The sequence below is a fragment of the Gammaproteobacteria bacterium genome (genome assembly GCA_016200485.1).
Taxonomy (GTDB): domain Bacteria; phylum Pseudomonadota; class Gammaproteobacteria; order Tenderiales; family Tenderiaceae; genus JACQEP01.
This window is the reverse complement of the sequence record JACQEP010000007.1, coordinates 156,504-171,088: the sequence shown is the minus strand read 5'-3', so window position 1 is coordinate 171,088 and position 14,585 is coordinate 156,504. Positions and strand designations below refer to the sequence as shown.

At 54.0% G+C, this 14,585-nt stretch carries 14 protein-coding genes; 3 read left to right on the top strand and 11 right to left on the bottom strand.

Annotation, left to right across the window (positions count from 1 at the left end):
• Positions 1–32: 32 nt before the first annotated feature.
• Both HY272_04295 and HY272_04290 read left to right on the top strand, forming a co-directional pair.
• Positions 33–1,355, top strand: a complete 1,323-nt coding sequence (locus HY272_04295) for a DEAD/DEAH box helicase (protein ID MBI3771904.1) — start codon at positions 33–35, stop codon at positions 1,353–1,355.
• A gap of 95 nt (positions 1,356–1,450) precedes the next feature.
• Positions 1,451–3,076 carry an ABC-F family ATPase gene (locus HY272_04290; protein ID MBI3771903.1) on the top strand — a complete coding sequence of 542 codons (1,626 nt, stop codon included), beginning with the start codon at positions 1,451–1,453 and terminating at the stop codon, positions 3,074–3,076.
• 98 nt (positions 3,077–3,174) lie between these two features.
• Here HY272_04290 and HY272_04285 read toward each other — a convergent pair whose 3' ends face one another.
• The 9 genes from HY272_04285 to HY272_04245 form a co-directional block, all read right to left on the bottom strand.
• On the bottom strand, positions 3,175–3,552 hold the full coding sequence (locus HY272_04285; GenBank protein MBI3771902.1) for an SET domain-containing protein: 378 nt from the start codon (positions 3,550–3,552) through the stop codon (positions 3,175–3,177).
• Between the two features lie 290 nt (positions 3,553–3,842).
• A complete protein-coding gene (locus HY272_04280; GenBank protein ID MBI3771901.1) occupies positions 3,843–4,283 on the bottom strand; it encodes a redoxin domain-containing protein in 441 nt (146 codons plus the stop codon).
• Between the two features lie 290 nt (positions 4,284–4,573).
• Positions 4,574–5,686, bottom strand: coding sequence for an exo-alpha-sialidase (locus tag HY272_04275; protein ID MBI3771900.1), 1,113 nt, complete (start codon positions 5,684–5,686; stop codon positions 4,574–4,576).
• A 38-nt stretch (positions 5,687–5,724) separates the two neighbouring features.
• Positions 5,725–7,824: a TonB-dependent receptor gene (locus HY272_04270; GenBank protein MBI3771899.1), complete on the bottom strand. Its 2,100-nt coding sequence runs from the start codon at positions 7,822–7,824 to the stop codon at positions 5,725–5,727.
• A gap of 300 nt (positions 7,825–8,124) precedes the next feature.
• Entirely contained in the window at positions 8,125–8,670 is a 546-nt protein-coding gene (locus tag HY272_04265; protein ID MBI3771898.1) for a response regulator transcription factor, read from the bottom strand.
• A complete protein-coding gene (locus HY272_04260) occupies positions 8,667–9,929 on the bottom strand; it encodes a HAMP domain-containing histidine kinase (protein MBI3771897.1) in 1,263 nt (420 codons plus the stop codon). The genes HY272_04265 and HY272_04260 overlap by 4 nt, the downstream gene beginning before the upstream one ends.
• A gap of 259 nt (positions 9,930–10,188) precedes the next feature.
• On the bottom strand, positions 10,189–10,608 hold the full coding sequence (locus tag HY272_04255; GenBank protein ID MBI3771896.1) for a biopolymer transporter ExbD: 420 nt from the start codon (positions 10,606–10,608) through the stop codon (positions 10,189–10,191).
• A 10-nt stretch (positions 10,609–10,618) separates the two neighbouring features.
• Positions 10,619–11,374, bottom strand: coding sequence for a MotA/TolQ/ExbB proton channel family protein (locus HY272_04250; protein ID MBI3771895.1), 756 nt, complete (start codon positions 11,372–11,374; stop codon positions 10,619–10,621).
• Between the two features lie 2 nt (positions 11,375–11,376).
• Positions 11,377–12,087, bottom strand: coding sequence for an energy transducer TonB (locus tag HY272_04245; protein MBI3771894.1), 711 nt, complete (start codon positions 12,085–12,087; stop codon positions 11,377–11,379).
• 229 nt (positions 12,088–12,316) lie between these two features.
• Here HY272_04245 and HY272_04240 point away from each other — a divergent pair, with 229 nt between their 5' ends.
• A complete protein-coding gene (locus HY272_04240; protein ID MBI3771893.1) occupies positions 12,317–13,321 on the top strand; it encodes a hypothetical protein in 1,005 nt (334 codons plus the stop codon).
• 22 nt (positions 13,322–13,343) lie between these two features.
• On the opposite strand, the gene HY272_04235 is transcribed toward HY272_04240, so the two are convergent.
• Both HY272_04235 and HY272_04230 read right to left on the bottom strand, forming a co-directional pair.
• Positions 13,344–13,832 carry a hypothetical protein gene (locus HY272_04235; GenBank protein ID MBI3771892.1) on the bottom strand — a complete coding sequence of 163 codons (489 nt, stop codon included), beginning with the start codon at positions 13,830–13,832 and terminating at the stop codon, positions 13,344–13,346.
• 78 nt (positions 13,833–13,910) lie between these two features.
• Positions 13,911–14,495 (bottom strand): sel1 repeat family protein, encoded by a 585-nt coding sequence (locus HY272_04230; protein MBI3771891.1) that lies wholly within the window; start codon positions 14,493–14,495, stop codon positions 13,911–13,913.
• Between the last annotated feature and the right edge of the window lie 90 nt (positions 14,496–14,585).

The window sequence follows — 14,585 nt, the reverse complement described above, 5'->3', positions numbered from 1 at the left end:
TTCGGGTAGGTTGCTTCAGGAGCAAAATTCTTATGTCATTTAATTCCCTCGGCCTTTCGGCCGAATTAGTTCGTGCTGTATCCGAAAAAGGCTATAGCGAGCCTACCCCTATTCAACGCCAGGCCATTCCAGTCATTCTGGAGGGCCGCGACATTCTTGCGGGCGCCCAGACGGGTACTGGCAAAACCGCTGGTTTCACGCTGCCCATTTTGCAGCGCCTCAGCACGCAAACCCCGGCCGATGGCAAACGCCCCGTCCGTGCACTGATCCTGACCCCGACCCGCGAACTGGCGGCCCAGGTGTTGGAGAGCGTGCGCGACTATGGCAAACATACCTCCCTCAAATCGCTGGCGATTTTTGGTGGCGTGAACATCAGTCCGCAGATCCAGACCCTGCGCCGTGGCGTTGACATCCTGGTCGCCACCCCCGGCCGCCTGCTGGATCACGTTTCACAGCGCACGGTTGATCTATCAAAAGTTGAAATGCTGGTGCTGGACGAAGCCGATCGCATGTTGGACATGGGCTTCATTCGCGATATTCAAAAGATTCTGGCACTGCTGCCCAAGGGCCGGCAGAATCTGTTGTTCTCTGCCACCTTCTCCGCTGAAATCAAACAACTGGCCGATGGCCTGCTGAACAAGCCGGCACTGGTCGAAGTGGTGCGCCACAACACGGCTGCTGAGCTTGTGACGCAGGTAATCCATCCCGTGGATCGCGAGCGCAAACGCGAGCTGCTGTCGTTCCTGATCGGTTCCCGCAACTGGCGCCAGGTTCTGGTATTTGCCCGCACCAAGCACGGTGCCAACCGGCTGGCGGAACAACTCGCTAGTGACGGCATCAGCTCCGCCGCCATTCATGGCGACAAGAGCCAGGGTGCGCGCACCCGGGCATTGGCCGAGTTCAAACGCGGCGAAGTTCGGGTACTGGTAGCGACCGATATCGCCGCCCGTGGTCTCGACATCGATCAATTACCGCATGTGGTGAACTTTGAATTGCCAAATGTGCCGGAAGATTATGTGCATCGCATCGGCCGTACTGGCCGCGCCGGTAACGAAGGTGAGGCGATTTCGCTGGTCTGCGTCGATGAAAACGCCATGCTGCGCAATATCGAACGTATGCTCAAGCGCGATCTGCCAAAGGTTGTGATTCCGGGTTATGAACCAGACCGGTCTCGCAAACCAGAGCCTATCATGCCAGGCCGTGGTCAACGTCCACGCAGTGATGTCAGCCAGGGTCAGCGCCGCAACAGTGGTAATGCTAACAATAGCGGCAATCGTTCACGCGGCAGCAATAATGGTGGCGCACGCACCGGACAGAGTGCGCGCACCAGCAACGGCGGTGGCCGTCGCGGTTAATTGTCATTCTACATTCTACCCAACCCTCTCCCTGCAAGGGAGAGGGAACCTGGGGTAACAAACTTTTTATTAACTACTATTTCGGAAATTGAATCGTGATTACGACTGCTAACATCACCATGCAATTCGGACCCAAACCGTTGTTCGAAAACATCTCAGTCAAGTTCGGTAACGGCAACCGTTATGGTTTGATCGGCGCCAACGGCTGCGGCAAATCGACGCTGATGAAAATTTTGGGCGGCGATCTGACGCCGACGTCAGGCAATGTCTCGATCGATACTGGCGAACGCCTGGGTAAACTACGCCAGGATCAATTCGCCTTTGAGAATTACACAGTACTGGATACTGTGATCATGGGCCACGAACAATTGTGGCGCGTGAAATCGGAACGCGACCGCATCTACTCGTTACCCGAGATGAGCGAAGAAGAAGGCATGAAGGTCGCTGAACTGGAAGTCGAGTTTGCCGAACTCGACGGCTATACCGCCGAATCCCGTGCCAGTGAATTACTGGCCGGTGCCGGCATTCCACTGGAGCAACATAACGGCCCGATGAGCGCCGTGGCGCCGGGCTGGAAATTGCGTGTGTTATTGGCGCAGGCATTGTTTGCCGACCCAGACATTATGCTGCTCGACGAGCCAACCAATAACTTGGATATTAACTCTATCCGCTGGCTGGAAGATGTGCTCAACGCACGCAACAGCACCATGGTCATCATCTCGCATGACCGTCACTTTTTGAATAGCGTTTGCACGCATATGGCGGATCTGGATTTCGGCGAGCTGCGCGTTTATCCCGGCAACTACGACGATTACATGACGGCATCGACACAGGTACGTGAACGCCTGCTGGCGGACAATGCCAAGAAGAAGACGCAGATTGCGGATTTGCAGGCGTTCGTCAGCCGCTTCTCGGCCAATGCGTCCAAGGCGCGCCAGGCCACATCGCGTGCGCGTCAAATCGAAAAAATTCAGCTGGATGAAGTGAAACCTTCGAGCCGAGTGAGTCCATTCATTCGTTTCGATCAGGAAAAGAAACTGTATCGCCAGGCAATGGAAGCTGAAAACTTAAGCAAGGCCTACAGCGACAAGCCACTGTTCAGCAAGCTTGATCTGATGATTGAAGTCGGCGAACGCGTGGCGGTCATCGGCCCCAATGGTATTGGTAAATCCACTTTGCTAAAAATTCTGGTTGGCGATCTGGCTTCGGACAGCGGTCGTTTGCGGATGTCGGAAAACGCCATCATCGGTTATTTCGCGCAGGATCACGCGACTGATTTCGCTACCGATATCAGCTTGTTCGACTGGATGAAGCAGTGGTCAAAACCAGGCACCGACGATCAAACGATTCGTGGCGTATTGGGTCGACTACTGTTCTCGCGCGATGATAACGATAAATCAGTGAAGGTGCTTTCCGGTGGCGAACAAGGCCGCATGTTGTTCGGCAAACTGATCTTGCAACGCGCCAACATCATGGTGCTGGACGAACCGACCAATCACTTGGATATGGAGTCGATCGAAGCACTGAATCTGGCGCTGGAAAATTATCCCGGTACGCTGATTTTTGTCAGCCACGACCGTGAGTTTGTCTCATCGTTGGCAACACGCATCATCGAGTTGACTCCGAACGGCGTGGTGAACTTCAGCGGCAGTTATGACGATTACCTGCGCAGCCAGGGGATTGAACAAGCCGCTGCCATGCCAGTGGCGCGTCCTGCTTAAATTATTTCATTCACCACAGAGGCACGGAGAACACAGAGGCGTTGATAGCGAAAATCTCTGTGCGCTCTGTGTCTCTGTGGTAAGTATTTTTTTAATCCTTACAAATAGCTGATGTGCGACACATCCGCCATAAAGTGGCGGTAGTCACAGGTCAACTCATCACCGGGCTTGATGTCCCGCGTCGCCCAACCCACGCCGACTTCGGTGAAGTCGACATTCGGTTCCCGCGAGTGGTTCATGTATTTACCCATGGTTGATTCATAATACAGCTCACCGTCCGGCTCCGGCTGATAGAGATGAATCTCAACTTCCTGCTGCACGGCGGGCGGCAGCTTGTCGAATTCCTCCTGGGTGAATTTGATGTCAAACTTGGGGTGAAACTCCCACACCTTGGATCCCTTGGGGATGAAATCCTTGGCAAAAATGCCCAAGCCATGGATGCCGCTTTGTTCGAGATACGTTGGAACGATGATCATGCGCACTCCCTTGTCAGATACGCCGCAGTTTAGAAAACGATTCAAAACGGATTTATAGGGGTGAATGGGGAAAATGTAAAGGGGGGCGTCCGAGGCGCAGAGCAGGGGCCCCGATGAAATCGGGGATGCGACCGCCGGTGGACGGCCAAGCGCAATTACATGGACGGCTTCGCCACACCGCGGGTCGGATCCCCACTGACGTGGGGCCCCTCCTCCGCCGCTCGTGGCGATCGTCCGAAACAAAACCCAAAAATCCAACGCAAAGACGCGGAGGCGCAAAGAAATTCAGACTAAGGCACTTGCGCCCTGATCCAACTCTCCAATCGCGCAGAGGGAATAAGCCCTGACACCGCTTCAGGTCGATGTCCGGCATCGTAAAAATAAGTACGCGGCAGCTCACCCCACCAGCGGCAGTCGATTTCATAACGCAACTTCTCCGGCGGTGACTCGGCAAAGACCCATTGATCGACCTTGGCCAAGCCCTGTTTAGCGACGAATTTCTCCAGTTCAGTCTTTTCTTCGGGGGTATCGGTGTAGACCAGCACCACCTCCAGCTTGGGATAACGTTTTTGCAGCGCGGCCAGGGTCTTCATTTCCTGGGCGCAATAGACACAGGTCAGCGACCAATAGCCGAGGATGAATGGCTTGCCCGCGCGGGCCACCAGAATCTGTTGCAGGCCGCCAGATTTGAAGGCGTGGATTTCGGCATTCGCCACACCCGGGAGCGCCATCAGACAACACCACAGCAGCAGCCCTCTCCCTCGGCAACCGCTCCTGCGTTGCCCTACCGCGCGCATCCATGCGCTCGCAACCTTCCCGCCAAGCGGAAGAGGGGGCTTTGATTTTCCTTTGCCACCTTCGCGGTTAAAGATCGTTTTTATTGATCCGGCCAGATGATGCAGGGGCGATTCATGAATCGTCCCTACTGTGAATCCCCAATCTGCTGCTTGTCGCTCCCGGATCCATTCGCGAGAGAAGAACGCAAATTTAAACATCTTCATGCCACTCAATAATAGCTTCGTCACAACGGCCCCAGATCGATCACCTGCAAACCCTGGTCGGCGCTGTTCCAGACCAGCCAGGCGTGGCCACGACCAGCGACCAGTTGCGGATAGTCGGCAGCGCCCGTGGTTGAAGCTTGTGTCATTAGACTATCCCAGGTGTTGCCACGATCTTGCGACACTATGACCCGGATCGATGTCGTCTTGCCGTCATATTCCTGCCAGACCAGGAACACGCGCTGCTCCCCGGCCAGCACGGCGGGGTGGCCGGTTTGCAACTCTGAATTACCAAACGCCAGCGGTGCTGTCAGAGCCTGACCATCCATGCGCCGGTAGAACAAGCCGGGCGCCGCATCGGCGCCGGTAAACCAGGCAAGATGGCGACTGCCTTTATTGTCTACTGCCAATGCGCCACCGTGATGGGGACAGGCATCGATATTCCACCCGTCTTCGCTCACGCGTTGCAGCGGTTCACCGAAACGGGCGAGTGCAAAGTCGCGAGTATTTTTGCCGAACACCTGCCGCCACATGATGACCGGCATACTGTCAGCATCACGGGCGATGGCGATGCGGCAACATTCACAAGAATGATCTGCCAATTTTCTATTAGCCTCGAAGCTGACGCCACCATCGCGCGATTCGGCGACATAAATCGCGGCACCGGCGTATTGACCAGCCGCCTGTTTGGCCGCCTCACCATCACGCTTGTCGATCCAGGCCAACGCCACATGGCCATCAGCAGTTGCGGTCAGCGCATCAAAACGATGCGTGATCGGATTAAGATCGGAATTGATGGTCCGTGGTGCAGAGAACGATTTGCCATCATCGACTGATACTGCGAAGCGAATGTGCCCAGCAAAACGTTGCGGTAACGACTGTGACCAGGAAACGTAAACACGTCCACCCGCTGCCACAATCTTGGGCCGACTCTCGCCGCCAGCGCTGACGGGTTCCGCAACGGTGTTGACACTGACCGGCGCGGAAAACGTATGGCCCAGATCATAGGAATGGCTGACGAGCACCTGCTGATCACCCGCCTGCGCTCGCCATAACCACCCTTGCTCATCAAAGGCGACGGAGATCGCAAGCTGATCATGATCGTGCGCGGCGAAAACGGGCGCCGCGCACAACATGATCAACCCTCCGGCGAGCCGACACAAACAGCGCATCATCATAATGCCTGTGGCTTCTGGGCGTCGAAGGTATAGCTCAGACCCAGCATCACGCTACGCGGCGCGCCGACCGAATACTGATCCATGGTATCCGCGTTATAGGTCTGCCCCGCTTTGAACGAACTACTGGCTGAGTCGGCATACAACTTGTCGGTCAGGTTGCGGCCTTGTACCCAAACCTCCCAGCCTTCAGCAAACTGATAATTGGCGCGCAGATTGAGCAACGTGTGTCCAGCGTACTGCACGGTATTGGCGTTATTCATCCAATACGGCCCTTGGCGCACCATTTCCAGCGCGATGCGCGCATCGTTGATCGGCTTGTAACCGATTTCCGCAGAAAAGGTGTCAGGCGCTGCCGGTATTTCTTTGCCACTATAGTCTTCTGTGGCGGAGACTTTGTACTCCACATAACGATGATTGACGATGCTTGCACCGAGGCGCGCGTCAAACTCATCTGCATTCCAGCTCAAATTCATTTCGACACCGGCGCTCCGGGTACGTCCGGCGTTGCGATTCTCGGAATTACCGGGCGCGATGTTATAACTCACAATCGTGTCCTTGCCGTCCAGCCGGAACAACGCCGCATCAAGCTTCAGGGCACCATCGAGAAAGGCCGAACGCACGCCCACTTCATAGTTATGATAGGTTGCCGGCACCAGATTAGGCACCGCCGACTTGCTGTACAACTGACTCACTTCCGGCGGCGTAAAACCTTGGCTGACATTGGCATAAATACTCGTCCGTTGGCTCAACGCATAAGTAGCACCGATCTTGGGGCTGAAGTGAGAAAAGCTGCGAGACTCCGATGCCGCACCGTAATTAGCGCCCGGCGTCAGATGATTGGTGAAATCATATTGAATATTGTCATTACGCCCACCGATCACCAGCCGCATACTTTCAATCGGCGATGACTCCCACTGGATAAACAGCGATGTATTCGCGATGTCAGTTTCATAATCGCGCACACCTGAAAGATTAACGGTGCTCATTACATAGCTGGTATATTTCCTGGTTACTGCATCTCGCGTTACATCCAGGCTATCGCTGCGGTAACTGTTTGGGCTGCGATCAAAATACAAGCCAGCAATCAGCCGTGAAGATAACCAGTTGAAATCCTGTTGCTGCTTCACATCGATCCCCAACGAACTGACGTGGTTGTTATTGAGTGTGCCCTTGTAACCGCTCGGACAGGTTGCGCCGACGGTACAGGCGGTAATCGTATAATTCGGCAGCTGGCCGTGATCGTTATTGCGGCTAAAGAGCGTGACGCTGGTCTGTCCATTCGGCACGGTTTCTCCTTCCCAGCCCACTGAAAAACGCGTGGTTTTGTCGCGCCGCCAAGTGAAGGTGTTATAGCTAAATCCTGGACGTGTGGTGTAATCGGTTAATCCGAGACTGCCCGGCGTTGCCGTATCCAGATCGCTGTGCGTCAATATCACATGCAACAACGAGGCATCGCTTAACGCGTAGTCGCTACGTAGCGTGACCGAGTCTTTATCACCATTACTATAGTCTTGCCAGTTATAGGCAGAGCGGCGCGAACTGTAATGCGAAAAGCGCAGACCAAAATTGCCCCAGGTATTGCTGGCCTCGGTATCCAGGCGCCGGTAACCGGAAACATTTTCGTCGCGATACCCTACGCTGGCATAAGGAGTGAGTGATGAAGGGGCGGTAATAAAATTCACCGCGCCGCCCACGGCATTGCTCCCGTAAAGCGATGACGCCGCGCCTTTAACCACTTCAACACGATCCGCGCCTGATAGATTCAGTTCATTCAATGAATTGTGATTAAACACACCGAGGGGACGAATGGGGATGCCGTCTTCCAGATACTGGTACACGGCATTGGTGCTGTTGGGCTGGCGAATGCCCATGCTGTGCTGCTCGTTGCCAAGATCGTTCCAACTCACACCACCGATACGATTGATCACCTCGCCCATCGTTTTCGGTTTATCGCGCTTGATTGTTGCGTTATCGACTACGCCTATCGTCATCGGCGTCTCCGACAACTTCCCTTCGGTACGCGATCCGCTGACCACGACTTCATCCAGCACCTGCATGTCTTGCATCTGTTCCCATGCCGGAGATTGCTGGTTCATGGCTGCCGCTAACAGCCCAAGAACAACACGGCCATGATGATTATTAGACTTCGACTTCACAGCGTTCTTCCTCGAATTATTAGGATTTAGCTGTGATTATAAGAAGGTCGGAATTACTCAGGAATGTGACATATTGTCGCGGACTTGCATGAACTCGCAACCGTCTCCCGAAAGACAGCGGTATCTACACATCTTGCCATGCTGTTAAACAAGGCATTCCTTCTGCCTCTGGGAGAGGGGATTGTGTAGGTTCCTGCACCCGGAGCAAACAGGAACAACAGAACATTTTTCAATCAACCATTAACGCGCGGCCGGCCGCTTGAACAACTTACGCTGCAAGGTCCGGCGATGCATACCTAAAGCGCGGGCGGTGGCGGAGATATTACCGTTGTGCTCGTTGAGTGTCTTCTGGATATATTCCCATTCCAATCGATCCACCGACAAGCGCTGCTCACCCACCGGCAAGCTCGCATCACCGCTGTCACGATGCAGCGCCTCGACAATCTCATCGGCATCGGCGGGCTTAGTCAAATAATGCGTCGCGCCAAGTTTGATCGCCTCCACTGCGGTGGCGATACTGGCGTAACCCGTCAACACCACAATGCGGGTGTGCGGATCAAGCTGCTTTAACTGTTCCACCAACACCAATCCCGAATGCCCCGGCATATTGAGATCGACGACCGCATATTCAGGGGCTTCCTGCTCCGCCAGTTGCATTGCATTGGCGACATCCTGCGCTGTCTGTACCGCAAAGCCGCGTTTGGTCAAGGCACGCGCCAACACATCACGCAATGTTTCATCATCATCCACCAGCAACAGGCTGGGCGCTTGTCCATTATTGTTCACGCCTGCACCAACAATTGAGTCAACGGCAATTCGATGCGTGTACAGGCACCACCGCCCTCGCGATTGCAAAGCCGCATGCTGCCGCCGAGGCGGCTGATAGTAGACTGCGCCAGGAATAAGCCGATACCATGCCCTTCACCCGGCGCTTTGGTGGTAAACAACAATTCACCGGCGCGGGCTTCGGCCTCTGAATCCAGCCCAGGGCCACGATCACAAATCTCCAACGTCAGCGTTTGCGCATCCCACTGCGCCGTCACTTCGACATCATGCTCCGAGGCATCCGCCGCATTATTGAGGACATTGATAATCGATTGACTCAAGGTCTGTTCGGCAATGATCGTCGGCGCCAGCACATCACAAGCAATATAACGCACCTCGACTTTTGGTCGCGTCTGCCGCCAACGCTCAATCAAGTCAGCGAGATAACGATCCAGACTCATCTGATAACCGGCATCCGCCCGATTCTGTCCGGCGGCGGCGGCCATCGAACTCAAAATCCCTTTGCAGCGATCGATCTGACTCCGCACCACATCGAGCTGCTCAGTCAATTCCGGCAGATGTGCATAGTCGCGTTTCAACTCCCTGGTCACCACCGCCATTGTTGCCAGCGGCGTACCCATTTCATGTGCCGCGCCAGCCGCCAACGTGCCCAGCGCCACCAATCGCTCATCGCGCAACGTTTGCTCGCGGGCACGGGCAAGAGCAAGATCACGTTGCCGCAAGGTGTTGTTCATATGTACTGCAAAATACGCGATCAACGCCGCGCTCAACAGGTAACCTGTCCACATGCCAATCACATGCAGATTAAAATCACCGCCACCATGCTGATGCGGCAATGGTACGTTATAAAACAACAGCAGTGAATAAGACGCCGAGGTGATGGCCGCCATCGCCCAGCTATACACTGCTGGCAGCGATGCCGCCGTCAATGTCAACGGCACCAGAAAGAACCAGACAAAAGGATTGGACGCACCGCCGGTGAGATACAACAGCGCAACCATTTCAGCGACATCCACCAGCAATTGTGCAAACAGCTGCGGCTCCGTGATCACCGCGCCATGCCGCAGGCGCCACCAGGTAATGCCATTATAGATGCCGTAGACGGTAATAATCGCCAGCAGCGGAAAAGCATCGAGCTGCAATCCCAGGCCATAAATCGCCGACGGTACCGCAATGCCCTGCGCCACCAGCGCCAAATGGCGATAAACCACCAGACGGCCGAGATTGACGGTGCCGGAACTGCGCTGAGTTTCATTCATCTGCTAGCTATCCAGTTTTAAAACCTAACGCGGAGACGCAAAGGCGCAGAGAAATTTAGAAAAATTAACCGCGAAGGACGCAAAGGTGCGCAAAGACAACCGCGAACAAGAGCCATGCCACGAATCATAGGCAGAAGGGAAGGACAATTTCACATGATTTCCTTCGTGTTCCTTTGCGTCCTTTGTGGTTAACAAGGTCTTCTCCGCGTCTTTGCGTCTCCGCGTTAGGTTTTAATCAGCCTACAGTATAACGAAACAGCTAATTCGCTGCCGGATCCGTGACAAATCCGATCCGCGTCAGCCCCGCCTTGCCCGCCAGCGACATCACCTTGGCGACATGCTCGTAATAAGCCAACCGATCGGTGTGGATGTGCAGCTCCGGCTGCGGTTGCATTGCGGCGGCCGCGGCAAAGCGCTGTGGCAGTGTACCGATGTCCACCGCCTCGCCGTTCCAGAAGAGGCTGCCATCCTGACGAATGGCGAACTCGACATGCCCCGGTGTCGCCAGATTGGGCGCCGAAGTCACCTTGGGCAAATCGATCTTTACCGCGTTGGTAAGCAGCGGCGCGGTGATAATAAAGATCACCAGCAACACCAACATCACGTCCACCAACGGCACCATATTGATCTCGGCGAACGGCGCCGAGTTGGATTTATCACTCAAACTTCCCAAGGCCATGATGACACCCTCAACTCAACACCACAGCCGCGCGCGCAGTGCGCACGCTGGTGATCACAGACTCAGGCGCCTTTTTTTGTGTGTGCATTGGCTCATTGGCCTCCACCGTCATCAGCGTGATCAGATCGTGAGCAAAGGCTTCCAGACTGGCGAGCAGAATGCGATTGCGGCGATGGAAATAGTTGTACGCCAGCAGCGCTGGAATCGCGACCGCCAAGCCGAGCGCAGTCATGATCAACGCCTCACCCACCGGCCCCGCCACTTTGTCGAGCGTGCCTTGACCGGCCAGCCCGATCGCCACCAGCGCGTGATAAATGCCCCACACCGTGCCGAACAGACCGATGTATGGCGCCGAAGAACCCGCCGAAGCCAATAGCGTCAAACCGTGTTCGGCACGCGCCGTTTCCTGTTCGATGCCGTTGCGCAACACCCGCGTGAGATATTCGTTAAGCCCGCCCGCAGCCGCCAGTGTCTGTTTGCCCTGACGATCCTTATGCGCAGCCTTAGCCGCTACACGCACCAGCCGGGCGAAGGCATTGTCGGCGGCGCTACCTTCCGCCGGCAACTCGGCTTGATCAAACGATTCAGCGCGCCAAAAGCCAGCGAGGAAGGCGCGACTCTGGCGCTGTGATTGCAGATTCTGTAACTGTTTTGTGATGATCAGATACCAGCTCGCCAGCGACAGCAACATCAGCAAGGTCAAGACAATCACACCCACCGTATCGGTCTGAGCGATGAAGTGCGCAACACCAAGCGATTGTTCCATGACTAACCCCTCTTCAGCGTGAAATTAAAAGGTTGCAGCGCCACGGCAGGCACCGCACGACCGTTACTCATCGCAGGCTGGCAACGCCATTGCTGCACCGCCGCCAATGCCGCCTCATCCAGCAGTGTCACACCTGACGATTGATGCACCGCCGCCTGTGTAATGCGACCGACATCATCAAGACCGACTTGCAACACCACCCGGCCCTGCAAACCCATTTTCTTCGCCCGCCACGGATAAACCGGCGGCACACGCTCCGAACACACTGCTGCTAGCTCGGGCAAACTTACCGTCTGCGAAACAGGCGCCTGCGCTTGGCTCGACATGGGCATCGGCACTGGAATAGGCATTGGCTCCGGCGCAGCCAGCACCGGCTCGGCAACCGGCATTGGTGATGTGGGCACCACAACTTCAGCCGCAGCCGCCGGCGCCTCGGTCACGATCGGCTTCGGCAAATCCGGCGTTGGCACCGCAACCGCTGGCCTGGGCACAACTTGCGGCAGCACCGGCCGAGCCTCCTCTTGTTGAATCGCGGACTCAATCAGCGACACAAACATCGGCTCCTCTTCCTGAAAAACCTCGCCTTTCTGCGCCTGCCACAACCCATAAACCACGAGCAAATGCGCAGCCACCACCAGCCCAGCCACCGGCCACTTTTGGCGGGACGGCTGATTCCAGGTTATGAAACGATCAGGTTCTAATAGTTTCTCCACAGAGGCAAAACCGATAGATTGAATGCATGTTCAAGGGATTTTAACGGCCGATCTTGTTAGGCGGGATGCGGCATATTGTCACAGTGGCGCTGGCTCGGCGAGTGCAGACCCTCATAGGCGCATTAGCTGGTACTAATTGTGGAACACCCTTGTTCAGCACATAATTATTTACAGCATCCTCAGATACCATCCCCCCTCAAACGTAGCGTTATACGTCAAAAGGAAGCCTATGAAAGTTTCGGCAGAACAAGAGATTAAACAAATACAGATGGGTAAGCCCCATGTTGTAATCCTGGGTTCCGGAGCTAGTTACGCCGCTTTCCCAAATGGGGATAAGAATGGCGTAAAGCTTCCGCTCATGAATAACTTCGTGGATATTCTTGGCCTTAATGACTTACTGTGCCAGACAGGCGTCAATTTTGAAGCTAACAACTTCGAGAAGATGTACGACCAACTTTATCGGAATAAAGCCCACAAAGAGGCCAGAGAAAAATTAGAAAAGATAATTTATGACTACTTTTCTCGCTTAGAGATTATTGATGAACCGACCATTTATGACCACTTACTACTATCTCTCCGAGAAAAGGACGTTGTTGCAACTTTTAACTGGGATCCGCTTTTGTCGCTGGCGCACCACAGGAACACACAAAAATTTAAGTTACCACGTCTACTATTTCTTCATGGCAATGCCGGGGTTGGATATTGCGAAAAAGACAAGGTCGCAGGAATAAATGGAAGTAGGTGTAGCAAGTGCGGCTGTGTTCTTGCACCGACAAAACTTCTATACCCCATTGCAGAGAAGAATTATCACTTGAATGGTTTCATTTCTTTGCAGTGGAAAAAGCTTAATCATCATTTACAAAGTGCTTTTATGATTACTATCTTTGGCTACGGTGCACCACAGTCAGATGTTAGTGCAATTGATTTAATGAAATCTGCTTGGGGTGATGTAAATCATAGAGAAATGGAGCAAACGGAAATTATCGATATTAGAAGTGAAGATGATTTGTGCAACACATGGGAGCCTTTTATTCATACCCACCACTACGAAACACATCCATCTTTTTATGACTCTTGGATAGCCAATCACCCCAGAAGAACCGGTGAAGCATACATAAATCAATATTTGAACGCACAGTTTATCTGCAATAATCCAATCCCGAGAGAATATTCATTTCCAAAATTGTGGACCTGGCTTGATCAATTAAGACAGGTAGAAGAGTCGTACACATAGACTAAAATAGATTTCACCAACTCTAATACTGCTCAACCACACAACTAACCGTGCCCGGCGTCAACTCAACCAGCTTGAGTTTTTCGGTGTCCAATGCCCAGGCTGCTGTAATCTCGGTGAGATAACCACCTGCGCCGCGCTTCACCCAGGTGCCCACGGCCACGACATAATCATCGGGCCGCGTCTTGCCGTGGCAACCGATATCCAGAAATGTCTGATGCGGCAATAGCGTTACGGTTTCTGCGTCCTGCACTTTCCAGGTGGCAACTCCGTTTTTCCGGCCATCGAATTTGTTAAACCACAGCGAATTACCGGCAGTGCACTCGACATAGCTGAAACTGAGCACCGTGCCTTTTTGATCGGTATAAATCGTGCGCGAGATTTGCTCTTTGCATCCTGCCACCAGAGGCGGATGCACCGCTCCAACGAACGCAGCCGCATCTTCGGCAAGCGCATTACCGAAAGAGAAAATCGTGCACAAAAATATGGGCAGAAAACGAGGTGTACTCATAACAACTTTCCAACGTAATATTGCATTTCTCTATTAAGATTACGTCAAATCGCCAGAAAAATTTTAACGTTGATGCAGTTATCCCAGCTGCGACCATACGTAGGTTCTGGGAAAAGGAATATGCTCCAATCCTAAACCATCATGAATCAACTGCTGCTCCATGTGCTGGGCTTCGACATATCCTTGCACGGACGCCTTGTGAAACCACTTCAGGGCGCGTTCATAATTTTGGGAAACACCAACCCCCTCGACGTACATCATGCCGATATCGTATTGCGCCTCAGGGTAACCCTGATCTGCGGCATAAGAGAACCACTCAAAGGCGCGGTTATAGTCTTTGACAATGCCTCGCCCCTCGGCATACATCGCGCCCAGCGTAGTCGCCGCCTGCGGTAACCCCTGTAGTGCAGCCTCACGGAACCACTGCGCGGCGGTAGGATAATCGCGCGGCACGCCACAACCATTGAGGTAGAGTAGTCCAAGATCATTCTCGGCCTCGGGAATACCGTTTTTTGCCAGAGGCGTCCACAGATTCAGGGCCGTCCGGCAATCGCCTTCATGATAAGCCTGAAGTCCTGTTTCCAGATCGGTGACGACTGATGCCGTGGCTGTTGCAGAAATTGTTACTAAGAAGATAAAACCGAATAATGCTTTAATATTCATACTACCCATACCCTAACCTTGTCACTCCCCTACCCCGAACATCCTGCTGGATGCCAGGCAATTCTCATTGCGAGCGCATTATAGCACCCA